Here is a 21,990-nt window from a genome sequence, read left to right on the forward strand (position 1 = left end):
GGGACGTAACGATTACTCCTGTCAGCAGGTGCTCGCCGACAATCCGCACGACTGGCAAAGTCACGCAAGAGCGTGATACCCGGATGCCGATTAGCGGGACGAGAACCCGGACGAGCACTGACTGTTAATCAAAAATCTCCAGTTACTGCGGCCTGTTTGTCGATGGGAGTAACGCGGAAATGGCTTAAAGAGCTGGGGGAATGCTCGTGCGCCTCCGGTTCTGTGCCGAAAGAGTGGAAATCGGTCCGTAAAGTTGCTGTTTTTTCCCTAATTTGCCAGAATGTGCAGTCTGTTGGGGTCTGAGTGTGATTTCAGGCCGACTCTAGATTGAACGCACCCGGCAAAGACTTGGACGATCCGTTCCCGTAGAACAGGAGTCCTGGGTCGCTGAAGAGAACAGACGAAGGCTTTCGCATAAGGTTGATCGATGAGTGTTTCGTTAAGCCTCGCCCTGCTCGAAATTAACAATCTTGCGCCATCATTCATTGTGGCGGATGCGTGCTCGAAGGCGGCCAACGTCCGCATCCTTGGCATTGAAAGCACCGACGGTGCGGCTCAGTGCATCAAGTTGGTGGGACCGATCGCCGACGTTCAAGCCGCTGCAGACCGAGGTGTGGAACTGGCAAAGCGGATGGGAAGTTCTGCCTTCTTTTCTGTCCTGCCTGCCCCCTTGGAGCTGACTTACAATTTGGCCGACGCGAAGCCCGCGTTTAGCCCTTTGCTCGGTGGATACGATATTCGCAAACCCAGAGAGAATTCCATGTCGACTACGAATGCACTTGGACTGTTGGAAACACAAGGTCTCGTCGCTGCTCTGCACGCCACCGATGACATGTTGAAGGCCTCGAACGTGACGCTGGCTGGTAAGGAAAAGATCGGTGCCGCTTACGTGACGATCATGATCCGGGGTGATGTTGCAGCCGTCCAGACCGCGATTGAAGTCGGGCGTCAGACGGTTGAGCGATTGGGTGGCAAGCTGATCCTGGCTGATGTGATCGCGCGGCCGCATGCTGACCTGGCCTCGCTCCTTCCGTAATTGATACGAACCGTATTTAATACGAAGTTCACTCGAGCTTTGTTTTGAGCAATGAGATGGGGGCTTTTGTTTCAGAAGCCCCCTTTCTCACGCTGCACGTTCGGAGAATTGGCTCGGACCCCACGGCCGGTCCCTTTCTGCGGGATTGTCTTGAGCAGGACTCGGTCCGTACGATCTGATGAACCGCTCGGATCGATCATTGAAGGGGCTTTCTGCGATTCCCCTTGTTCCGTATATCAGCAAACGGCTTCATCGCGATGACCACCTCGTCATCCGCAGAGCCTGACGATGAAACGACCTGTTGGTCGCGCTGCCTCGCTCAGGCCGATTCGGTCGTTCGTCCGCCGCGACGCACTCCTTTGACGCCCGGAATCGCCGCAATGAGTTTGCGAGTGTACTCATTCTGCGGGTTAGCATAGATATCGTCCGAGGGGCCGTACTCAACGATTTTTCCTGCGTTCATAACCGCCATCATGTCGGACATGAATTTCACTACGCTCAGGTCATGGCTGATGAAGACGTAGGTCAGTCCACGTCGTTCCTGCAGATCCTTGAGCAGGTTGAGTACCTGGGCCTGAACCGATACATCCAGCGCGGACACGGATTCGTCGCAGATCAGGAAGTCCGGTTCCACGGCGAGCGATCGGGCGATACAGAGTCGCTGCCGCTGACCACCGGAAAATTCATGGGGATAGCGGTGCAAGTGCTCGGGCAGAAGGCCGACCTCTTCGAGCAAATGTGCTGCCCGATCTCGACGGTCTTGAAGGCCGCTTCCGATCCGATGAACGCTCATCGCTTCAGTGATCATCGCTTCAACGGTCAAACGCGGATTGAGTGAGCTATACGGGTCCTGGAAGATAATCTGCATTCGTCGTCGCTGCCGACGAAGTTCTTCACCTCTCAGGCTCGTCCAGTCCATTCCGTTGAACGCGACTGTCCCTCCGCTGATGGTCAACAGTCGCATGATGGCACGGCCGGTGGTCGTCTTGCCACAACCGGATTCCCCCACCAGGCCAAGGGTCTGGCCCTTGTAGACCTTGAAACTGACACCATCGACGGCTTTGTTATAAGCGACAGTACGGCGGAGCAGGCCCTTTTTGATCGGATAGTAGACTTGCAGATTTTCGACCGCTAATAGCGGCGATTCACTTTCCGGAACGTGGGTCACCGCGTCGGATTGGCTGCCTGAAATTTTAACAGCAGTGTCTGCTGAGTCCGATGGTCGCAGCTTGGCCAATTCACTGTGTGGGTGAATGAGGCGCCCTCGCCCACGCCCTTCAATTTCAACCAGTCGCGCGGGACTCAGTGGTTTTTCCGTGATGACAAGTTGTCCGTCAGCGTTTCTCACTGTGTCCATGTAATCGGACACGACCGGAAGTCGTCGTCTCGTCGTGTCCAGTCTTGGTCGGCAGGCGAGCAGTCCCTTTGTGTAGGGGTGACGCGGGTTGGCGAAAATGTTCTCCACTTTGTCGTATTCGACAAGTTTACCGCGGTACATCACGGCCACTTCATCGGCGATTTCTGAGATGACTCCCAAGTCGTGAGTGATGAACAGGATTGCCATTCCCCGTTCGTCCCGTAACTTGCGAATCAGATCGAGAATTTGAGCCTGGATCGTGACGTCAAGTGCTGTGGTGGGCTCGTCTGCAATCAGCAGCTTTGGATTGCAGGCGAGTGCCATGGCGATCATGACACGCTGCTTCTGGCCGCCAGACATCTCGTGCGGGAATTTTTCGATCGATTGTTCGGGATTGGGAATCCCAACCTCTGAAAACAGGCGGCGGGTTCTCTCCATGGCCTCGCGACGGGTTACTTGTTCATGGAGGAGGATCGCTTCGGCGACTTGAGCACCGACGCGATAGACGGGGTTTAGCGAGGTCCCGGGTTCCTGAAAGATCATGCTCAGTTCATTACCACGCATGTGCCGCATCTGTGCGCGTGGCAATTTGACGAGATCCTTACCGAGGAAAACAATCTTTCCCCCTTCGATCTTCGCACCGACATCGGGTAGCAGTCGCATGATTGAGAGCGACGTTACCGATTTGCCGGAACCTGACTCACCGACCAGACCCAGTGTGTGCCCGGGGCGAATTTGTATCGACAGGTCATCGACGGCTTTGACGGTACCGCTGTCTGAATGAAAGTAGGTCTTGAGTCCAGTGATCTCGAGCAGAGCCGTATCCGTCATGGATTCCTTCCCCTTCCAAACATCCCATGCTGTTGATGATCATCGACACCTGTTTTGTCGTCTGAATTGAATACTCTTCGACGCAGGTGGCTTTCGTCATACGCCCCATGTTACGGTTTTTATGACTTCGGTACATTCGAAACTTCATCCACGGAAGTCGGCTTACAATCGAACTTCACTCAAACCGCCGTCCCCTTTGAGAATCAGCCCTCAGGCGATCATAAAACCCCGTCAGGTCATCAGGAAACGGTCGACGGAAGTAAAGTTCTTCTCCCGTGATGGGATGCACAAAGCCGAGTTCCGCTGCGTGCAGAGCAAGTCGGGGTGCACCGCTCCGGTCCTCAATCATTGGGGCCGCAAAGGGCTGCCGGTATTTGACATCACCACAGACCAGATGCCCTCGCTCTGAAAGGTGAATTCGGATCTGGTTTGTTCGCCCGGTTTCAAGCTGACATTCCACCAGTGAATAGGCCCCCAGGTCTTCGAGAGGGCGAACATGAGTGACTGCGCGTTTGCCGATTTTGGGGTTGTTTACGCTTCCCCGGCGCCCGTCACCCCGATCCCGAACCAGATTCGATTCAATCGTTTCCTCGATTGGGTGACCGTGTACGATAGCCCAGTAAATGCGATGGGCGGTGTGGCGTCGAAACTGATTAATCAGCCCGTCCTCTGCTTCCGCTGAACGAGCAATCACCAGCAGGCCACTGGTATCCCGGTCTAGCCGGTGGACGACGCGAAGGGCCGGCATGCGGAGATGTCGTGACCGACCAGGGGGACTGCCTTGCTGCATTCGCCGACCAAGCAAGGCCGCTACGGCTTCTTCCAGAGAGGGTTGTAACGATTTCTTGTCTGCGGACCAGCGTTCTTCTTCTTCACGACGATGCGTCATCATTCCCGAAGGCTTGGCAACGACGACAACGTGCGGGTCCAGGAAGAGGATCTCTACGTCACTCGGTCTGGGAGTCGCCACGGGACGAGAACTCAGCGCGACGACATCGTGTAATTTGAGTCGACGAGCCTCTTCAAGACAAAGAACCCCGTTGACGGACACGTGTGATTTTGCCAGTTGCTGCCGCAGCCTCGACCACGACTCCCCCGGAACAGCAGCCCGCAAAACGGCAAGCACCGTTTTGCCAACGAGATCTTCGGTGACTGTAAACTGGATGGAGTCTGGCATAGAGACGAAACTGTTCGATGAAAAGCCAGGGTCCAGCGATCGAAATCCCGACGCTGGACCCAAGAGGAATTGACGTTCGGCCGATGAAACTAGATCGACTGCACCGGCTGAAGCGGTTCGAGAGTGTCCCTCGATGGCTCGCTACCCAGCATCGTTCGGTCTGCCAGTGGGCTGAACAGAACGGCTGAATAGAAGAGGGTACTCAACAGCGAGTATTTCACATAAGGGAGAGCGGCTACGTAACAGGCCATTAATCCGGCTGCCGTGTGCGGAGGTGTGGTCTGTGTGTAGAAGTAAGCAAAGTTCGTTACGACATAGAACAGGACCTCGGCGAAGACACCCTGGCGGACAGCCGAGGCAACGCGAGAAAGGCCGGTCTGGCGATTGAGGCCCGCGCCCATTACGACAGCAATGACATTGCACAGGTAAGCACACCAGCGATCGCTGGGGAACGCCCATGAAAATTGACCTGTGGCAGCCCAGATGGCCAGATCACTTCCGAGGAGTGCGAGCAGGGGCAGGCCGAAGCGGGAGCGGCGGTCATTCATATACGCCCCCGAATAGAGGCATACGGCCATCAAGGGCGAAAAATTCCACGGATAGAAAAAAGCATTGGAATCCGTCTTGATGTCGTACGAAGTCAGGACGTACGGCACCACTCGCAGAACGATCGTAAACGCGACAAGTCCCAATAGAAATTTCATTCGTGGTTGCATCTCGTACCCTTGAATTGATGTTCATCGCCGCGGAAGAGATGAGGTCATTCCATTTCCGCGAATAGAGTGTAAGCAGGACAGCAAACTTTCGCGAGCGAAGTTTTGTGTGAATGCCCGAAAATCATTCGAGCGGATCAGGCAGCGGTCCATCCTGAGTTAACGGGCACTTGTGGAGCGGACATCTCGGGCGTGATTGACTGGTCTGTAACATTTCCAATGGCCCGACAGCTCGCCACGCACGGCATTGGTCACAGTACAGCCCGGGGATCAGCGTCGGCTCTCCAGTTTCTGGATTGTACTCCGGTGAAGCTCTGGCTCGCAGCAGGAATGCCTCACCTGTTTTTGTATCGACATAGACAAATTCTTGCAGTTGATCATCGGGGATGATGGACGAACTGGAAAAAAGCCGGGCAAAGTAAATGGCTCCGCCAGCGAGCAGCACCAGAGCTGTGCCTATATAAACCCGCTTGTCTGGCAAGATAATCCTCCTGATCGGAACGCCGGTGATCGCTTTATGTAACAAGTCTTCATTTCGCGCTTATTCGCGATCATAAAGCTCATCACGCTTGAGCGGGTCCGACAGGTTTCCGTCGCTGATGTATCCAATACGCTTGGCGTCCATCTTATTGGCTTGAGCTGCGGACATGAAATTCGTGCCAGGAACCTGAACCAGAAAATGACGGCTCCGCGATTCAACGTGCCCATCGAGAAATGCCACATTGGCCGAGTCGGAATGACGGAAGTGCGTCGTCGGAAAGTTCTGGCTGGGAGGTTCCAGTAGCCAGATTTCCTGAAGATTCAGGGCGTAATCGATTTGAGCAGTGTCAGCGAAGACAGCGGTCTGAGTCATCTGCTGGACGTCGCGCAACTGCCGGAAGTCCGCACCAACTGTGTAATTCGGGTAGTTCGAGAAATCATACTTGGTGCCGTAGCCAAGGTATCGACCGTTGTATCCATATCCGGACGAGATCCGGCCGAACCGTGTTGAATCGACCTGCGTATCTCCAAAGTCGGGGCACTGGAATGTGGCGTAACTGGTTTCTGTGTAAGGTGCGAGCGGTCCTTTGGTGAAGTCGAGTTGCTTACGCGGGTCTGGCTCGTCGTAGTTGACATTGCCGAACCAGAAGCGGGCTTGGCCAAGGCTGGGGTAAGCCGCTGCGTTCGCAATGAATCTCGCGTCATCAATGCGATAGCACGGAAGGACGCCTGCATAGGTTTCCGTATAATTATGTAATGCTAACGCGAGTTGCTTGAGGTTGTTCTTGCATTGGGTCCGTCGGGCCGCTTCTCGCGCCTGTTGAACGGCTGGAAGCAGAAGCGCAATCAGCACTGCAATGATGGCGATGACAACGAGCAGTTCAATCAGCGTGAATGCGGGTCGAATTCGGTTGCGGGCTGTCAGGCGGGTAAGGTGAGTGGTTCCCGGGAGTGAGGAACCCGGCGTCGTGCGCACTGTGTGCGTGCGGTCTGTCATGACAATTCTCCGTTGTCGAGAAGTAATCGCCAAGAGATCCACGGCAAGCGTGACGACTGCTGTCTCAACGCGCACCCTCTGACCCGGAACGGAGCGGGGAAATTGCGTAGAATGCCCCTAGGATGTGGGGCCAGGAGTCAACGTTTTCGTTCGCCGCGAACTCGTTGGTATTCGAACGGACATCTGGGCAGGTCTTCTGGCTACCGGATCTTACTACTGACCGCGCCTTCCCAAGCGAGTGGCTCAGTGGCGGTTGCGGAGTTCGTCCCCGGATACAGCGGCGGGACCGCGACGGATTCTCACCGTCTTCCCTATTCTTCTGTAAACACGTGTTTACAGACACCCATGTCTGGCCGGAAATCCTATCGCGTTGAGCGGCAATTGCAACTGTAAAATCGACACATGGTCGATGCTGGCGCCATTCACAGGCCTGCCGTCAACACGTCAGTCATAGATGAGCCTGAAGCCGTTTGACCAAGCCTCAGAGGCTGTTCTCATTTACACGAAAGGGAGCGTTGCGGGACAAACCGGCATCTTCGTTCGGCTGTCATTAAACAATGAAGCCTTTGCCTCACTCGAATGGCCCAGGGGAAGTCGGCCCGACAGCAATGCGACGTCCTTACACCCCGTTATTGCCAGGGTTGACGAACCGCAGCAGCTTCCGTCCCCAACTGTTAAGATGCTTGTAACAAAACCAACCTACGATACACGAAATCACGTCGATTCTCGTCTCTACAAGGATGCGAAAAGCGATCCGCCCGCTGATGGGGCACGGCATATTGACCAAAACCGATGGAGCGTAGCCCGTGAAATGGGCAATTGCAAAGCTTTCTTTCCGCTTTCTGAGCAGGAAACTTGAGCACCGCAGGAGCGCAAGGTCGAGTGATCAGGCAAGCGGGCATCACGTTCGGGTCAGGGCATCTCGGTGTTATTTTTTGGTCGACGAACTTTTCTCCCCTTTGTAGTGGGGATCCTTGGCCCAGTATCCTGGCCCACGGGTTCCATCCTTGCGTTGGCGTCCGCGCACCCACTTGTATCCCGGTCCGGGAGGATCCGGGCGTTCTTCTTCTTTTGCAGTGGGAACGGGGAGTGCGGGGCTCGCCGTCCCTTTGTCGCTGCTGACAACAGGGGGAGGACTGACCGACTTCCCGGCCAGGAAGCCAAGAGTCAGGCCCAACAGAAAGCCAGTGATAAAGGCGATGGCGACAATGACCAGTTTTGTGATTTCGGGAAGTGACTGCCAGATTCCCAGCGGACCACTCGTTTGGGTTCCTGATCCCGACGAGTTTCCGCCTCGCATTCTCTCGAGACAGACGTCGCAGGCAATCGGATCGAGTTGCGTCACCGACAGAAGTTCTTCCGTGCCGCATTCCGGGCATTTCCAACTTCGTTTGCCAGCGGCTGATGAAGACATGGCTCTCCCAAGCGATAAAACAGGCGTAACCGTCAATCAAATTCGTGTTCAGCGAGTATTCCAGCGTCAGGGCCCGGCTGAACCGCGTCGTGCGGTCAAACGGGTTTCGAAGCTGATAGGACCGGCTCATTCCCGCAAGGCGTAACAGACGTTCAACTCAGTCGATACCTCGATGGACACGCTTCGTCAATTGGCTCTCCTTCATTGAAAAACTCTCTCATCGATCATCGGCAGATTACGCCGGGCGAATCGGAAAAAGAGCAGGAAAGCACATCTTTCGTCAGGGATGTTGCGAACTAATCCTCGGAACCGTGAAGGACGTCCATTGTCCGATACCAAAGGTGACCGGGCGCCGAGGGGGATTCGAACGGCTTGCATGTCCTGCACGTGACAGCCAAACTTGGAAATCCTGCATAAGACCCATGAACTGCAAACTCGTTGGTTGTGATGATACCGGTACCAAACACCCGACTCTCGCCGATTCCAGTCCCTTTCCTGCTTCAGTTATTCGCCTGGGCCATTGGCTTGCTGGTCTGTGTGGCGGGGATGTTGAACTTCGTTGCGGAGTGGAACCCTGCCGTCGCGACCCTTCAGTTTCTGTTTTTCGCTTCCGCACCCGTCTTGTGGATGATCGAACGACGCCGGGGTCCTGCCCGCTCTGAGCACGCGGAAGTCGACGCAGGTCAGAGGCGTGGTCTCTTGCAGGCCTGGTTGTATGCCATCGCTGTCGGTGTCACCTCGTTTCTGACTTGTTTTCTGGTTGGGCGCGAGATCGTCGATTTACCTCCCGCTTACCATGATGAATACAGTTATGTCTTTCAGGCGAAAACACTGTTACTGGGACGCCTCTCGGTCCCCAGCCACGCCACTCATCCCGAGTTGTTCGATCAGATGCATGTTCTGAACGAAGGACAGATGGCGAGCCGGTACTATCCGGGAACGGGAATCTGGCTGGCTCCCTGGCTTGTCCTGAATCATCCTTACCTGGGGTACTGGCTGGCAAGTTCCCTTGCGTCTGTGTTTGTCTTCTGGACGGGTTACGAATTGGGACGAATTCCGGTCGGTCTGGTCAGTGGTCTGGCCTGTGCCTTGTCCCCCGGTGTTGCCCTTTTTTCGAACCTGCTCCTGGCACATCAACCGACACTCCTTGCGCTGAGTTTTTTCCTTTGGGCTTTTGTTCGCTGGCAGCGAACACAATTGCCGATTGATCTTTTTTTGTCCGGTTGTGGGCTCAGCTTTGCCATGATTTGCAGACCTGCGACTGCGGCGGGGTTTGGTCTCCCATTCGGGGTTGCGTTTCTGTACTGGTTGCTGTCTTCTTCGTCCCGCAACGCTGGTTCGCCCCATTCACGACGAATTCGAGCATTGCTGGCGATCGGATTACCGCTGATGATGGGCTGGTGCGTGATGGCCGTCTATCACAAGGGAGCCACCGGATCCTGGACGACCTCGCCGTATCAACTCTACACCGAAATCTATACTCCTCGTCATATCTATGGGTTCAACAATGTGGAACGGGGCGGGCAGATCCCTGCGACAAAAGTGGTTGAGGCCTATGACCGCTGGGCGGAAAATCTCACGCCGCAACTGGCCGCACAGAATGTTCGCGACCGACTGGTTACCAGTTGGGTGTGGGCGTTCGACCTTGTTCCGCTGATCGTCAGCAGCCTGATTTTCTGCGGCGTCATCTATCGACTGGATCGTCGCTGGGTTGCCGTGGGGCTCTCGATCGTCTCATTGCACGCCATTCACATACCCTACTGGTATGTCGGCATCATGGGATGGCACTATGTCTTTGAAAGTGTTCTCGGGTGGTGTCTGATCTTGGGAGCCGTCACGGACGTCCTGTGTCGCCAGTGGTCAGTCATGGGACGCTGGCTTCTGCCCAGTTGGTGGAAGGCGTTCCTGTGCGTGTCCATTCTTGCAGTCTACGTTCCCCTTGGCTGGATCGGATTGCCTGCTTCTTCGGCTCCTCGTGTTGCTGCGGGTATCGCTTCCATTCGCTTTCCGCGCCGGCAGTATGCTGAGTTCAATCGCTGGCTGGACAGAGGCGTTCAGGAACGTCCCGCCCTCGTGCTGATTGAAACCGATCCTGATAATCAGCATGTCGATTATGTGGTGAATTCGCCTGGGCTGACTGATCCCATCCTGCGAGGCCGCTTTCGCAGCAAGTCGTCTGACGTCCGACAGATCCAGGCTGATTTTCCAGACCGAACGATTTACCTTTGTGATCCCAAACGCCAGACGCTTGAACGACTCCGATAACTCCCGTTCACTTTTCTGGTTATTGCCGGTTCGTCGTGGGGCACCACTGCTGAGTCGCGGCCTGGGGCAGAAGAACCACGTCGTCGACCGACTTCGAGCCTCAACTTATTGAGGTTCAACCCGTCCGACTCGAACGACACCGTCGGTCAGGCTGGCGGCATGGCTCAGGAATCGACGATCTGCGACAGGAATCGCATTTCGCAGCCGGACCGAGAGCGCCCCCGGCTGCGATGTTGTTCGTAATTCTTTCAGGTAATTGACGAGAACTTCACGAGAATCCTCGCTGTGCTGGAGCATAAAGTGTACCCAGGCCCACGATTCCTGGTAGTCGTTCCGATCGAGTTGTTCGACCCCTTCAAGGGTTTCTAACCGATCGAGATTAGGCTTCCAGCCGCTGGCGATTTCGGCGGCGATGTTCATGGCGTATTCGCGGTTCAGCCCTGCTGGCTGTGAGGTGACTTCGAAATATTCGGCCAAACCTTCATCCAGCCAGAGCGGCACGTCTTTGAGAGTGGCGTGGAGCACTCCATGAGTGAACTCATGCCGCAGATCCTCCTGGATTCTTTCACCCCAGTAGGTATAGACCGCCAGTTCCCGGGAGGTCCCGACGAAATAAGCCCGACGGGGTGGGAGTCGCGGATAGTGCGTGTGGAGGTAGTTGGCATAGCGCGCCTCGTCGCCGAACAGGTAGATGACGACGGGTTGCTTCTGTTCGGGCAGATCGAGCAGCGTCAGGATTTCGTCCCGAAGTCGATCAAGGTCTTTGAGTAACTCATGATTTCGCGACAGCTTAATGTCGCTTTGAACGACGAGGTGTTCGTTTTCCAGGGAATACTTGGCTGGCAGTCCTGTGACTGGACGCGTGGTCCGGCACCCGGTCACCGCCATCACCAGCACCACCAGCAGTACCGGAAGACGGAACTTCAGCCTCTCCCGCGAAGTTCGGGGGCATCCCCTCGAATCAGTCGCGAGCACCATGCTGTCGCCCTTCTCTGGTTCTTGCTCAGGTTCGGCCATTCGAGCCTTCACGAACTTCGCCTTGCCGGTAAGGCAACATCGCCTGGAAGTTTTGAAAGTAACATCATTGCAGAATCTGCAAAACCGGACTAGAGAACTTGATCCCGAACCAGACGGCAACGCCCCGCTCAGTCGACTTTCCAAATTCAGGATATATGGTATTGATGCGAAACGGCTTGTGGTGATTCCACTTGGGGTGTCAGCACCTGCCCGAGCGTGCAATCTGCGCCGCACCGTGCGGTATTCTCACGCATCGCATGCCCTCCTGGCTGGCATTCCTCCATCTGGAAGGAGCATCTTGGTTGGGCATCTTGGTTGGGCATCTTGGTTGGGCACCTTGGTTGGGCACCTTGGTTGGGCACCTTGGATGAGCATCTTGGATGAGCATCTTGGATGAGCATCTTGGTTGGGCATCTTGGTTGGGCTGAAATGGCTTGCAGTTTCCAGGCATTCGCGGCTCGTACTCTCGCAACACGCATCGAAACCTTGTGATCCTGCGACGCCAGGCGCACAGAGCTTCCGCACAGCGCCTTACTGGTGCGTAAAGGCGGTTTTTTAATGGTGCTCAATCGCTGCTGAGAGATTGCAGTGATTTGGTCGACTTTGAACTCTCAGTACGACCCGGGTGGAATGGCGGCAAATTGACAGGAGATCCCCCGTCCCGGCTGTTGCAACGGTTGCTGCTCAGTATAGCGAGAATGCGACAAATGTCAATGTCGTTGTGTTGGCGCGGCGGTTCGCGGTGCAATGGACTGGGGCCGGGACTCGCCCGAGGTAAACAACAGAGATCGCACTGCAGTCCGTAGAGGGGGAGGTACATTCCCGCTTGGGAGTTGGGGCGTTGTGCGGCGGACACTCGTAACCCCCACCGTACGCTGAGAACGGGGGGAATAGCGTCACGGTCAGAGTGAGGATTGCCGGACGTAACGACTCCGCAGGGTATGCCAGAGAGATCCTTGCCGGCTGCTGTTTTCCGTTCCGGTGGCTGGCCCGGCAGGGGGGAGCAGCGTGAAAGAAATGATCACAAGCACTGCGGCCGTCGCCAGCAGGCTCATTCGAACCGTTCCATTGCTGGCCAGATAGGTGACGTAAGGTTCGTACCATTCGTGGATGGGGGCGGGATCGTCGGCCGTCGACGGCATCTTGTTCGCGTTCAGCCGCAGTTCATCGTCAACGGGAATCACCTCTTCGCCGGGGCCGACGGCATCGAACTCCATCCGCGTCAGTTCGGCAACGAATTCCTTGTCATTCTCCAATGCGTGGACAACACGGCTGAGTTCTTCCGTCTGGGCTTCGAGTGCGACCAGTTTGCGCTGGTTGACGTCAAACTTGCTGCGAAGCTGAAGATAAACCGAATACTTTGGAGCCAGAGAGACCAGTCCGAAAAGGATTGCCGCTACAAGCAGGCACAACCAGAAAATCAGCGAGACCACCATTCCGGCGACAGTCTCGGTTCCGGGTTCGGCTGACGGATGAAGTCCAGCAGCGACTGGCGTCATAGCTCAATGACTCGTCGAACAATGGTCTGTGGGACAGCATGCGTCTTTTTCTCAAAACGCCCGTGAGTGATCCTGCATCGGATTACCTGCGCAGGCAAGTCCGTATAGCACCCCCGTTTGTCACGGCAGCGTGTTTCCCGACCCACTTCGGGGGGCCGGAATCTGCCGACGACATCAGAGGCTGCATTCCTTTCCGGCAGGAACTCACACGACGATTATGCATCGTGTAGCGGCTGCTCCGAACTTGAAAACTCCTGAAGCTGCTCGAATAACCGGAATTCGACCGGCGGGAATTCCGTTCTATTTCGGTACCGCTGAAAGCCGTTCGATGGGCTGTCGGTGGACGGTCGTGGCGGTTTTCCCCTGAAGCAAGTGAATCCGGTCGGTGATTTTCCGGACGGAGTCCAGGGTATCCGCGACTTCCAGTGCGAGTTCGCTCCGGTACGTATGACCCGGCTGCACGATGGGCAATCGGCCTCTTTCGCGTTCGAAACCACGGAAATTGGGGAAGACGATTCCCGGTTCGAGGCCCGTCACGTAACCGTCGGCTTCGGCGACTGTGTTTTTCCACACCGAGAACGTGGGAAGCTGCCGGGTCTGGAAATGAACCGCAAAACCGGCATGACCGCTCGCGTTTGCCAGCAGGGCCGTTGTCCAGCCATCGCCCCCCCCCAATGGGAGTGTGAAAATAAACCTGTTCCTGAAATCCGGCGACGGGAGCTCCGTAGATCTGGTAGTTCTCGATCCCCTGTGCTGCCCGGGCATCGCGTGGTGCAACTTCGATACTGGGGACTGCGTAGGAAGCATAGGGTTCCAGGAAGGGCCGTCCGATATTGATGTGGTAGAGCAGCGAAAGTTCAGCCGGTTGCCCCCCCAGGTTCGTGATATCGTCGGTGATCGAGCAATAGTTCGATCCCGCTTCCAGCCGGTAGGTGGTTGTGAGCCGCCAGCGTGCGCCGAACATGGATGACTCGTCAACAACCCCGCGCAGCTCCAGTGAGCCGGGACCTGTGGTATCGACACGGACTTCCACACGGTGTGCCGGCAGATTGGCAATCCGGCCATGCAGTGTCAGCTTCTCACCCCGATCGTCCCCCGGGGGGCCCAGAAACGCGAGACCACAGCGGCAGAGCAGTTCATTGAATCCATGCAGCCAGCCGATGCCACCCCGGTCGAGCTGGTTGACGAATTTGGGATGAACCGGCCGTTCGACGGGAGACTTCCATTCCAGGGGCAAGTCGTTGAAGCGGCCCTTCCAGATTCCCATACCGCGCGTCGGCAGAATGCACAGCGAGAGATGGCCATTATCGAGTTCCACGACATCGACGCCATCGGAAACACCTCCCCGCAGCGTCCGCCAGCGGATGGACCAGTGGGGTGAACCGCGCAGGTCCATTGTGTTATTGGGGCGCAGTTCACCGTGATCGAGATGGACTCCGGCATCGGCATCGGTGAGAACAAGTGTCTGGATGGTCATAAGCTTCTCAACTCAGGGAGGTCTCTGAACGAACGGGATACCCGACTGACGACGTTCGTTCGTGGATTGACGGCCTCAGGCGACTTTGTTTATTCCGGACAGAAAACTTGGCAGCCCCCCGAGGTGACGTGCTCAAACTCGGGTGACAGCAACGCGTTGAGAATGTACAACAATGACTCTGTCTTCGCGATGTTCCCCTGTTGTGGATTTGCGGAAACGTTTGTTCACCGCATGAGTCTTGGAGTCCGCATGATCCCCGAGGAATTTGACGTCAATAAAATTCCGTACTCTGAGCACTGGTATCAGGGCCTGAAGAGCACCTTAGGAGTCGCCGCTTGTCGACAGTTGGGTCTTTACGCGATACCCGATTCGTTTCTGCTTTCGGTTGTGATCCCAATCTACAACGAAGAGCGAACGCTGCGGACGCTGATTGACCGCGTTCGTGCGGTGCCGATTCGGAAGGAACTGGTGCTGGTCGAAGACTGCAGCAAAGACAATACGCGGCAGATTCTGAAACAGCTGGAGGAAGAAGCGGCGAACAACCCTGACCCGATGAACGCCATCAGCGTCACTTACCATGAAGTCAATAAAGGTAAGGGGGCCGCTGTCCGTACAGGATTCTCGCGTGCGACGGGGGACGCAATTGTGATTCAGGACGCTGACCTGGAATACAATCCAGCCGAATATCCCCGCCTGTTGCATCCCATCATCGAAGGTGCGGCCGATGTCGTTTACGGCAGCCGGTTTCTGGGGGACCAGGAACACCGCGTCCTTTATTTCTGGCATTCGGTCGGAAACAGGGTTCTGACGACGATCTCCAACGCGTTCACGAATCTGAATCTGACCGACATGGAGACCTGCTACAAAGTCTTCACAAAGGAAGCGCTCGCCGACATCTGGCCAACGCTGAAGCAGAACCGATTCGGGATCGAACCCGAACTCACGGCAAAAATCGCACGCCGCCGGTTACGCGTGTACGAAATGTCAATCAGCTATCACGGACGGACGTACCAGGAAGGGAAACACATCGGCATGAAAGACGGCTTCCAGGCTCTGTGGTGCATTGTCAGATACTGGTGGAAAGATTGATGTTTTCCAACTTGGTTGAGACTTTGTCCGAGCGACCTGTCATCCGATAAGCCCTCGCACCATCGCCAACGACCGAAAACTGGCTACAATCTGACGATTCATCATCGCCGCATCGCCTACACCCGGACATACTAATGACCGATGACACATCGAATAATGGTTCAGATTCCCCCTCAACCCGGCGTGAACCACGTCGTGAAGGCGGGGGCTCGATGTTTTCCCCTTCGTGGGGAATGCTGCTTGCCGCAGGGATGCTGATTGCATTCATCCTCTTCAGTCTGAAACAGCCCGTTGCTTCATCCGTCGACTACGTGTTCGTCTGGAAGGAAGCCGAAAAGCAAAACATTGACTGGGTCGAGTTTCAGGGAGACCGTGTCCGTGGACACTGGAAGAAAGTTCCCGAATCGCCCGACAGCAAGATTCCCAAACTGACCGATGACTTCGAGCTGAATCTGCCCGTCGCTGAAGACCATGAACTGAAGAATCACTTCATGGCGAATGGCGTAAAAATTAAGGCCAAATCCGCCAGCGATTCGTTCAGTTCGCGTGATTTTATTTTCCTGCTGATTCAGATTCTGCCATTTGCATTTCTCTTCTGGTTTTTGTGGTCCATGATCCGCAAAAACAGCGACCCCTTTGGGTCGGGGCCACTCGGTAGTTTCATTCGCAGTCCCGCCAAACGCTTCAAACCAAACGAACAGCAGACGACATTTGACGACGTCGCTGCGATGGAACATGCGAAGCAGGACCTGCAGGAAGTGGTCGAGTTCCTCAAGACACCTGGAAAGTTCCAGCGTCTGGGGGCACAGATTCCCAAAGGTGTGCTGCTGATGGGCCCCCCCGGGACGGGGAAAACATTGCTGGCACGAGCGACCGCCGGGGAAGCGGGGGTTCCGTTCTTCGCCATCAACGGATCTGAGTTCATTCAGATGTTCGTCGGTGTGGGGGCGAGCCGCGTACGTGACATGTTCCGCACCGCGAAAGAGAGTGCTCCGTGCATTCTGTTCGTCGACGAAATCGATGCCGTCGGCCGCATCCGCGGTGCAGGCCTGGGAGGCGGACACGACGAGCGTGAACAGACGCTGAATCAGATCCTCAGCGAAATGGACGGCTTCCAGCAGACGGAAGCGGTGATTGTGATCGCCGCCACGAACCGACCCGACGTGCTCGACCCCGCACTCCTTCGCCCCGGACGCTTCGATCGCCACGTGACGGTGGACCGTCCCACCAAGCAGGGACGTGCGGCAATTCTCAAGGTGCATAGCCGCAAAGTTCCACTGAGTGATGACGTCAAACTCGACGTCGTTGCCGCTGGATCGATTGGGTTTTCCGGTGCCGAACTGAAGAATCTCGTGAACGAAGCGGCGCTCAATGCCGCACGGGCAAATCGAGATGCCGTCACTGCCGAAGACTTCGACCAGGCGCGCGACAAGATTATCATGGGACCAAAACGAGAAGAAGTTCTGGGACCAAAAGAACGCGAGATGACGGCTTACCACGAAGTCGGTCACGCACTGCTCGCATGGCTGCTGCCCGAAGTGGATCCCGTTCACAAGATCACCGTCATTCCACGTGGTCGGGCCTTGGGTGTTACGCAATTGATGCCAGACGAAGATCGTTACAACGTGGGCGAACAGCGGCTGCACTCGCAACTGGCGTTCATGCTGGGGGGCCGTGCTGCCGAGAAGCTCATCTTCAACGAGTACTCCGCAGGGGCCGAAGACGATCTGAAACGAGCCACCCAGATTGCCCGCCGAATGGTGACACGCTGGGGGATGAGTGACGTCATTGGGCCGGTCGCCTTCCGGGATGGTGAAGAGCATCCATTCCTGGGCAAAGAGATGGCAAGCGAACATCGTGAATACAGTGATGAGACGGCACGTGTCATTGATTCCGAAGTTCAGCGGTTCCTGCTGAAAGCCAACGAGCGGGCGGTCAAGATCCTGACCGAAAATCGTGACAAGCTGGATTCCCTGACGAAGGCGCTCGTCGAACGAGAATCCCTGGACATGACCGAAATCACCGCCATTATCGGGCCCCCCGTCAGTCGCTCGGGTGAGATGGTGGCGTTGTCAGACGCTTAATTCACCGGTGGGGTCACCACGACCACATCGCAGGTACGATTCGGAAACCTCGGCCGCAGGCGGCAAATAATGACGCCTGCGGCTTTGGCAATTTCGGAATGATCATTCCCCGCATTTATGAACAAGGCCGTGGGCGACGTACGGCAGGTCCTGTCAATTTCACGCATCCGGAAGAGACGTTTTGAATCAGATCGTCCCGCCCCGATTTCTGTTTCGCTGGTCGTTCACCGCCCGCAAGCTGGCGAATCTGCCACGCTCGTCCGGTCACCTGCTGGATCTTCCCGATGACTGTCTGTTGCCGTCGTTGAGTGAACTTGAGCAGCGTCGGGATTTCGCGACGGTTAAGCTCGCCTGGAATGACGGTGGTCTGGCTCTGGGCGTGGAAGTGAAGGGCCGTTCGGAACGCCCTCAATTCGTCCAGGGTGAAAATCAACTTCCGGACGGAATCGGGCTGTGGTTCGATACACGCAATACACAGACTGTGCATCGCGCCACCCGCTTTTGCCATCACTTCGTGCTCTTACCCCTTGGCGGTGGACCCAAACATACCCTTCCGGTCGTCAAGGCGTTACCCGTTGCACGTGCCCGAGAGGACGTAGCACTGCCCGATGCTGCACTTGTGCGAATTCAGTCAGAAGTCTCGTCGACCGGCTACTGGGTGGATGTCTGGTTTCCTGCCGAAGTTTTCTCGGGTTTTGATCCCGGGGCCAACGACAGGATTGGATTTCACTACGCGATTCATGACACGGAACTTGGGAATCAGAACCTGGCGGTGGGGAGTGAATTCCCGTTTGAATCGGACCCCAGCTTGTGGCAGACTGTCGAACTCGTCCCTTAAAATGGGCGACTGACTGTCTGTCGTTTGCAGGATACTGAGCGTAATAAGAGGTGGATCAAGTCGATGCTGAAGGAACACGCAATCCAGATCCGGGTTCGCTATTGTGAAACCGACGCGATGGGGTTTTTGCACCACTCGCAGTTCTTTAACTTCTTCGAGCAGGGGCGAACCGAACTGCTGAGGGCTCAGGGGGGCTGCTACCGCGATATGGAAGAGTCCGGACTGTTTCTGGTCGTCGTCCGTTTGCAGTGCAGCTATCACTCGCCAGCCCGTTACGACGATGTGCTGACGCTGACCACGAAGGTCGAAAATGTTTCGGCTGTCAAAATCGAACACAGCTACCGGCTGCATTGCGGCGATCGCCTGCTGGCCTCGGCGTCCAGCACACTGGCCTGCGTCGATGGAAGTGGCAAGATTCAGCGACTGCCCGATTCGATTGCCGAAGACTGATTCCAGTGCATAACGTCAATCCGTCCGTCCCTCGCTCTGCTCGAACTGGAGCGAGGGTTCCCTTTTCTCTCTTTTCATTGATCATCCACGACCGAGCAGCATCTCGCACCTTCATTGAGCTCGGGGCTTCGGCAGCTATGTCCGCAATCACGGATTTCTGGTATCTGGCGAAGTCGGGAGGACGGCCCATGGCCGCCCGGGTGGCCCGCTGGAGCGGTCTGGCGCAGCACGTTGTCGAACTGTCCGAAGGCTATTCCGGACTCACTGACGATGCGTTGCTGTCTCTTTCCAAAGAGTTGCGTTGGCGATCGAAGTCAGGTGTCCCGCTCAAGGTGCTCTTGCCGCAGGCCTATGCCCTGGTCAGAGAAGCCGCACGGCGCGTCCTGGACAAGCAACACTATCTGGTGCAGATCATCGGTGGAATCGGGCTGTTCGAAGGGGGACTGGCCGAGATGCAGACGGGTGAGGGAAAGACACTCACTGCGACGCTGCCGACCTATCTGCGGGCACTGCCCGGTCGCGGGTGCCATGTGGTGACTGTCAACGACTATCTCGCCCAGCGTGACTGTGATCTGATGGGACCTGTCTACGAAAAGCTGGGGCTGACTGTGGGCAGTGTCGTCTCGTCCAGCCAGCCGGACGCCCGTCGGCGTGCTTACGCCAAAGACATCACCTATGCGACCAGCCGTGAGATTGGATTCGACTTTCTTCGAGATCGATTGAAAGTCGGTTCGCGGCTGGACGAGGCGTACCGTCCTCACCTGTTTGAGGCAGAGTCTCAGGCGGAAGCGGGGCCTGTGCAGCGCGGGCATTATTTCGCGTTGATTGACGAAGCCGACAGCGTCTTAATCGATGATGCGGTCACTCCGCTGATCATTGGTTTGGAACGTGAAAACACGCAGGAAATTGAAGAGCTGCTTCACTGGTCCCGTGATCTGGTTCCGCAGCTCACGCTTTCCCAGGATTATCTGTTTGACCCGGGTAAGCGAACCATTGAACTGACCAACGCGGGGACGCGGAAGGTTGTTCTCGCACTGAAGCCAACGCGACTCAGCTCATTCGACACCGAAAAACTTTATACGAGTGTTGAGCAGGCGCTGCGAGCCGATTACGCGTACGAGCGAGGGCGGGACTACGTCATTACAAAGAAGAAGGAAATCGCGATCGTCGACGAAGGGACCGGTCGGACACTCGATGGTCGCAAGTGGCAGGCAGGGCTGCATCAGGCGATTGAGGCCAAAGAGCGGGTTCCTATCACAGCGGAGACAGGTGAAGCGGCTCGGATCACCGTTCAAACTTTTTTCCGCCGGTACGAAAATCTGGCTGGGATGACAGGGACCGGCATCCAGGCCACGCGCGAGTTTCAGCACACCTACGGCCTGGGAGTGACCGTCATCCCCACGCACAGACGCTGCATCCGGCAAGGGTTAACTCCAAGAATCTTTCTCACTCAGGAGGCCAAACGTCAGGGGCTGATCCCGGAAATTGAACGGCTATACCGACTGGGGCGGGCCGTCTTAATCGGAACCCCTTCCGTCGAAGCCTCTGAAGTTCTTGGGCGAGAGCTACGCAGCCGAGAGATCGATTGCCAGATTCTGAACGCCCTGTTCGACGATGTCGAAGCGGAAATTATCGCGCAGGCAGGTCAGCCGGGGCGAATTACGATTGCCACCAACATGGCAGGACGGGGGACCGACATTCACTTGCACCCTGCGGTCAATGCAAGTGGTGGTCTGCACGTCATTGCAACAGAAATGCACACGAATCGGCGGATCGATCGTCAACTGGTAGGTCGAGCAGCCCGTCAGGGGGATCCTGGTTCCTACCAGTTCTGGCTTTCTCTGGAAGACGAGCTGTTCCGATATCTGACCGCCGAACAGCTCACCAGGCTGCGTAATCGGGCTGCCGCCGTCTCGCGTGGTGGAGAGCTTGCTCCGAGTTGGATTCGCCCCTTCCGCCAGCTCCAGCGACGCATCGAAAATCAGGAACGCAAGTACCGTAAGCAGTTACTGAAACAAGAAAAAAGCCGCGAAACGATGTGCCGGGCGATGGGGCTGGATCCTTACCTGGAATTGGCGGAATAGTGGATTACAGAGCCGGTGAACCCGGAATGTCTCGGGAACGAATTATTCCGGGTCGCGACACCCTGAAATTCTTTCGGACTTTTGGCTATACTCTTTCATTGCAACGAAATTACCGGATTTTCATGAACTCACCGCAGCGGCAAACACGATCCCACTTAATTTCCCTGTTCGAAGAACTGGGTTTACACCCGCGCGGGGATCTAGGTCAGAATTTTCTGATCGATCTGAACCTGCTGGAAATGATTGTCCAGGAGGCGCGACTCGGACCGGACGACGTGGTTCTGGAAGTGGGCGCCGGCACCGGGGGACTGACGACATATCTCTCTGCGGCAGCAGCGGTCGTCTCCGTCGAATATGACTCGAACCTCTACAAGCTGGCGTCGCGTGCGGTCGAGGGACGCAGCAATGTGACTCTCCTGCACACAGATGCACTCAAAAGCAAAAACCAGATCGCCCCGGTCGTAATGGAGGCCGTTCGGCGGGAACTGGCGGTCGATCCCAAGCGGCGGCTGAAGCTGGTTGCAAACTTACCTTACAACGTCGGTACCCCGATTATCTCGAACATCATCGCCAGCGACCTCCCGTGGGAGCTGATGGTGGTGACGATTCAGTGGGAACTGGCCGAGCGAATGGTGGCGAAGCCCCGAACCGGAACCTACAGCGCATTGTCGGTCTGGCTCCAGGCCCAGTGTGAGCTCAAGCTGTTGCGGAAACTGGGGCCCAATGTTTTCTGGCCCAGGCCGATCATCGATTCTGCCATTTTGAGAATCGATCCGGATTATGAGGCCAAAGCGAAGATTGTTAATCGCGGCGAGTTTCAACTTTTTCTGAGAGATATCTTCACCCAGCGCCGTAAATTGTTGCGAGGGGTGATTGTCTCGCTTTTTAAGCAAAAACTGTCAAAAGAGCAGATCGACGAGGCTCTTGCTTCGATGCAGCTTTCTCCGGATACCCGGGCCGAAGAACTGGATGTGAAGCAACTGGTCGAACTGTCAAACCAGTTGCAGCGTCGAATCGACGAAAAAAGACTGCAATAATCCAAGTTGATCATTGATAAAGAAGTGTCGTTAGAGGTCGTGAGGAGGCTAGGAAATCATTATGGAAGATCGTATCGCATACAGAGGAATCACGTTCGACGATGTCCTGCTGGAGCCACGATATAGCGAAGTCATGCCCAATGAG

Annotated in this window: 17 protein-coding genes, 1 pseudogene and 1 riboswitch; of the genes and pseudogenes, 8 read left to right on the top strand and 10 right to left on the bottom strand. The window is 56.0% G+C overall.

What is annotated here, in order from left to right; translation table 11 throughout:
- Positions 1-427: 427 nt before the first annotated feature.
- Positions 428-1,036: a BMC domain-containing protein gene (locus VGE80_RS14645; RefSeq protein ID WP_373651632.1), complete on the top strand. Its 609-nt coding sequence runs from the start codon at positions 428-430 to the stop codon at positions 1,034-1,036.
- Positions 1,037-1,355: 319 nt separating this feature from the next.
- Here VGE80_RS14645 and VGE80_RS14650 read toward each other — a convergent pair whose 3' ends face one another.
- The 6 genes from VGE80_RS14650 to VGE80_RS14675 form a co-directional block, all read right to left on the bottom strand.
- The gene (locus tag VGE80_RS14650; RefSeq protein WP_440593184.1) at positions 1,356-3,224 is read right to left on the bottom strand and encodes an ABC transporter ATP-binding protein; all 1,869 of its coding nucleotides are present in this window, start codon (positions 3,222-3,224) and stop codon (positions 1,356-1,358) included.
- 175 nt (positions 3,225-3,399) lie between these two features.
- The gene (locus VGE80_RS14655) at positions 3,400-4,401 is read right to left on the bottom strand and encodes an RluA family pseudouridine synthase (protein ID WP_397570373.1); all 1,002 of its coding nucleotides are present in this window, start codon (positions 4,399-4,401) and stop codon (positions 3,400-3,402) included.
- Between the two features lie 89 nt (positions 4,402-4,490).
- Positions 4,491-5,105: a DUF6580 family putative transport protein gene (locus VGE80_RS14660; RefSeq protein WP_373651635.1), complete on the bottom strand. Its 615-nt coding sequence runs from the start codon at positions 5,103-5,105 to the stop codon at positions 4,491-4,493.
- Positions 5,106-5,238: 133 nt separating this feature from the next.
- The gene (locus tag VGE80_RS14665; protein ID WP_373651636.1) at positions 5,239-5,595 is read right to left on the bottom strand and encodes a hypothetical protein; all 357 of its coding nucleotides are present in this window, start codon (positions 5,593-5,595) and stop codon (positions 5,239-5,241) included.
- A gap of 60 nt (positions 5,596-5,655) precedes the next feature.
- Positions 5,656-6,591, bottom strand: a complete 936-nt coding sequence (locus VGE80_RS14670) for a DUF1559 family PulG-like putative transporter (protein WP_373651637.1) — start codon at positions 6,589-6,591, stop codon at positions 5,656-5,658.
- A 169-nt stretch (positions 6,592-6,760) separates the two neighbouring features.
- A riboswitch (cobalamin riboswitch) is annotated at positions 6,761-6,953 on the bottom strand.
- Between the two features lie 566 nt (positions 6,954-7,519).
- Positions 7,520-8,005: a hypothetical protein gene (locus VGE80_RS14675; RefSeq protein ID WP_373651638.1), complete on the bottom strand. Its 486-nt coding sequence runs from the start codon at positions 8,003-8,005 to the stop codon at positions 7,520-7,522.
- Between the two features lie 447 nt (positions 8,006-8,452).
- On the opposite strand from VGE80_RS14675, the gene VGE80_RS14680 reads away from it, so the two are divergent.
- Positions 8,453-10,270: an ArnT family glycosyltransferase gene (locus VGE80_RS14680; protein ID WP_440593185.1), complete on the top strand. Its 1,818-nt coding sequence runs from the start codon at positions 8,453-8,455 to the stop codon at positions 10,268-10,270.
- A 105-nt stretch (positions 10,271-10,375) separates the two neighbouring features.
- On the opposite strand, the gene VGE80_RS14685 is transcribed toward VGE80_RS14680, so the two are convergent.
- The 4 genes and pseudogenes from VGE80_RS14685 to VGE80_RS14700 form a co-directional block, all read right to left on the bottom strand.
- Positions 10,376-11,287, bottom strand: coding sequence for a DUF1570 domain-containing protein (locus VGE80_RS14685; RefSeq protein ID WP_373651640.1), 912 nt, complete (start codon positions 11,285-11,287; stop codon positions 10,376-10,378).
- A 902-nt stretch (positions 11,288-12,189) separates the two neighbouring features.
- A complete protein-coding gene (locus VGE80_RS14690) occupies positions 12,190-12,786 on the bottom strand; it encodes an FtsB family cell division protein (RefSeq protein ID WP_373651641.1) in 597 nt (198 codons plus the stop codon).
- Positions 12,787-13,086: 300 nt separating this feature from the next.
- A complete protein-coding gene (locus tag VGE80_RS14695) occupies positions 13,087-13,551 on the bottom strand; it encodes a DUF4432 family protein (protein WP_440593190.1) in 465 nt (154 codons plus the stop codon).
- A pseudogene (locus VGE80_RS14700) lies at positions 13,472-14,263 on the bottom strand (DUF4432 family protein); the annotation flags it as partial. The pseudogene VGE80_RS14700 and the gene VGE80_RS14695, both read right to left, overlap by 80 nt.
- Before the next feature lie 249 nt (positions 14,264-14,512).
- Here VGE80_RS14700 and VGE80_RS14705 point away from each other — a divergent pair.
- The 6 genes from VGE80_RS14705 (at position 14,513) to rsmA (ending at position 21,845) form a co-directional block, all read left to right on the top strand.
- On the top strand, positions 14,513-15,352 hold the full coding sequence (locus VGE80_RS14705) for a glycosyltransferase family 2 protein (protein ID WP_373653776.1): 840 nt from the start codon (positions 14,513-14,515) through the stop codon (positions 15,350-15,352).
- A 134-nt stretch (positions 15,353-15,486) separates the two neighbouring features.
- Positions 15,487-17,436: an ATP-dependent zinc metalloprotease FtsH gene (ftsH, locus tag VGE80_RS14710; protein WP_440593186.1), complete on the top strand. Its 1,950-nt coding sequence runs from the start codon at positions 15,487-15,489 to the stop codon at positions 17,434-17,436.
- A gap of 181 nt (positions 17,437-17,617) precedes the next feature.
- Entirely contained in the window at positions 17,618-18,274 is a 657-nt protein-coding gene (locus VGE80_RS14715; RefSeq protein WP_440593187.1) for a hypothetical protein, read from the top strand.
- 63 nt (positions 18,275-18,337) lie between these two features.
- The gene (locus VGE80_RS14720; protein ID WP_373651645.1) at positions 18,338-18,724 is read left to right on the top strand and encodes an acyl-CoA thioesterase; all 387 of its coding nucleotides are present in this window, start codon (positions 18,338-18,340) and stop codon (positions 18,722-18,724) included.
- Positions 18,725-18,861: 137 nt separating this feature from the next.
- On the top strand, positions 18,862-20,808 hold the full coding sequence (locus VGE80_RS14725; protein WP_440593188.1) for a preprotein translocase subunit SecA: 1,947 nt from the start codon (positions 18,862-18,864) through the stop codon (positions 20,806-20,808).
- A 26-nt stretch (positions 20,809-20,834) separates the two neighbouring features.
- Entirely contained in the window at positions 20,835-21,845 is a 1,011-nt protein-coding gene (gene rsmA, locus VGE80_RS14730) for a 16S rRNA (adenine(1518)-N(6)/adenine(1519)-N(6))-dimethyltransferase RsmA (protein WP_440593189.1), read from the top strand.
- Positions 21,846-21,990 lie beyond the last annotated feature (145 nt).

Origin of the sequence: Schlesneria sp., assembly GCF_036405755.1 — a bacterium.
GTDB classification, from domain to species: domain Bacteria; phylum Planctomycetota; class Planctomycetia; order Planctomycetales; family Planctomycetaceae; genus Schlesneria; species Schlesneria sphaerica.

Bases quoted from the DNA above. Each gene is read 5' to 3' on its own strand.
- VGE80_RS14660 (WP_373651635.1), bottom strand. From the start codon at position 5,105: ATGAAATTTCTATTGGGACTTGTCGCGTTTACGATCGTTCTGCGAGTG.
- VGE80_RS14650 (WP_440593184.1), bottom strand. From the start codon at position 3,224: ATGACGGATACGGCTCTGCTCGAGATCACTGGACTCAAGACCTACTTT.
- rsmA (WP_440593189.1), top strand. From the start codon at position 20,835: ATGTCTCGGGAACGAATTATTCCGGGTCGCGACACCCTGAAATTCTTT.
- VGE80_RS14645 (WP_373651632.1), top strand. From the start codon at position 428: ATGAGTGTTTCGTTAAGCCTCGCCCTGCTCGAAATTAACAATCTTGCG.
- VGE80_RS14675 (WP_373651638.1), bottom strand. From the start codon at position 8,005: ATGTCTTCATCAGCCGCTGGCAAACGAAGTTGGAAATGCCCGGAATGC.
- VGE80_RS14720 (WP_373651645.1), top strand. From the start codon at position 18,338: ATGCTGAAGGAACACGCAATCCAGATCCGGGTTCGCTATTGTGAAACC.
- VGE80_RS14655 (WP_397570373.1), bottom strand. From the start codon at position 4,401: ATGCCAGACTCCATCCAGTTTACAGTCACCGAAGATCTCGTTGGCAAA.
- VGE80_RS14705 (WP_373653776.1), top strand. From the start codon at position 14,513: ATGATCCCCGAGGAATTTGACGTCAATAAAATTCCGTACTCTGAGCAC.
- VGE80_RS14670 (WP_373651637.1), bottom strand. From the start codon at position 6,591: ATGACAGACCGCACGCACACAGTGCGCACGACGCCGGGTTCCTCACTC.
- VGE80_RS14725 (WP_440593188.1), top strand. From the start codon at position 18,862: ATGTCCGCAATCACGGATTTCTGGTATCTGGCGAAGTCGGGAGGACGG.
- VGE80_RS14695 (WP_440593190.1), bottom strand. From the start codon at position 13,551: ATGCCCGGGCAGCACAGGGGATCGAGAACTACCAGATCTACGGAGCTC.
- VGE80_RS14685 (WP_373651640.1), bottom strand. From the start codon at position 11,287: ATGGCCGAACCTGAGCAAGAACCAGAGAAGGGCGACAGCATGGTGCTC.
- ftsH (WP_440593186.1), top strand. From the start codon at position 15,487: ATGACCGATGACACATCGAATAATGGTTCAGATTCCCCCTCAACCCGG.
- VGE80_RS14690 (WP_373651641.1), bottom strand. From the start codon at position 12,786: ATGACGCCAGTCGCTGCTGGACTTCATCCGTCAGCCGAACCCGGAACC.
- VGE80_RS14680 (WP_440593185.1), top strand. From the start codon at position 8,453: ATGATACCGGTACCAAACACCCGACTCTCGCCGATTCCAGTCCCTTTC.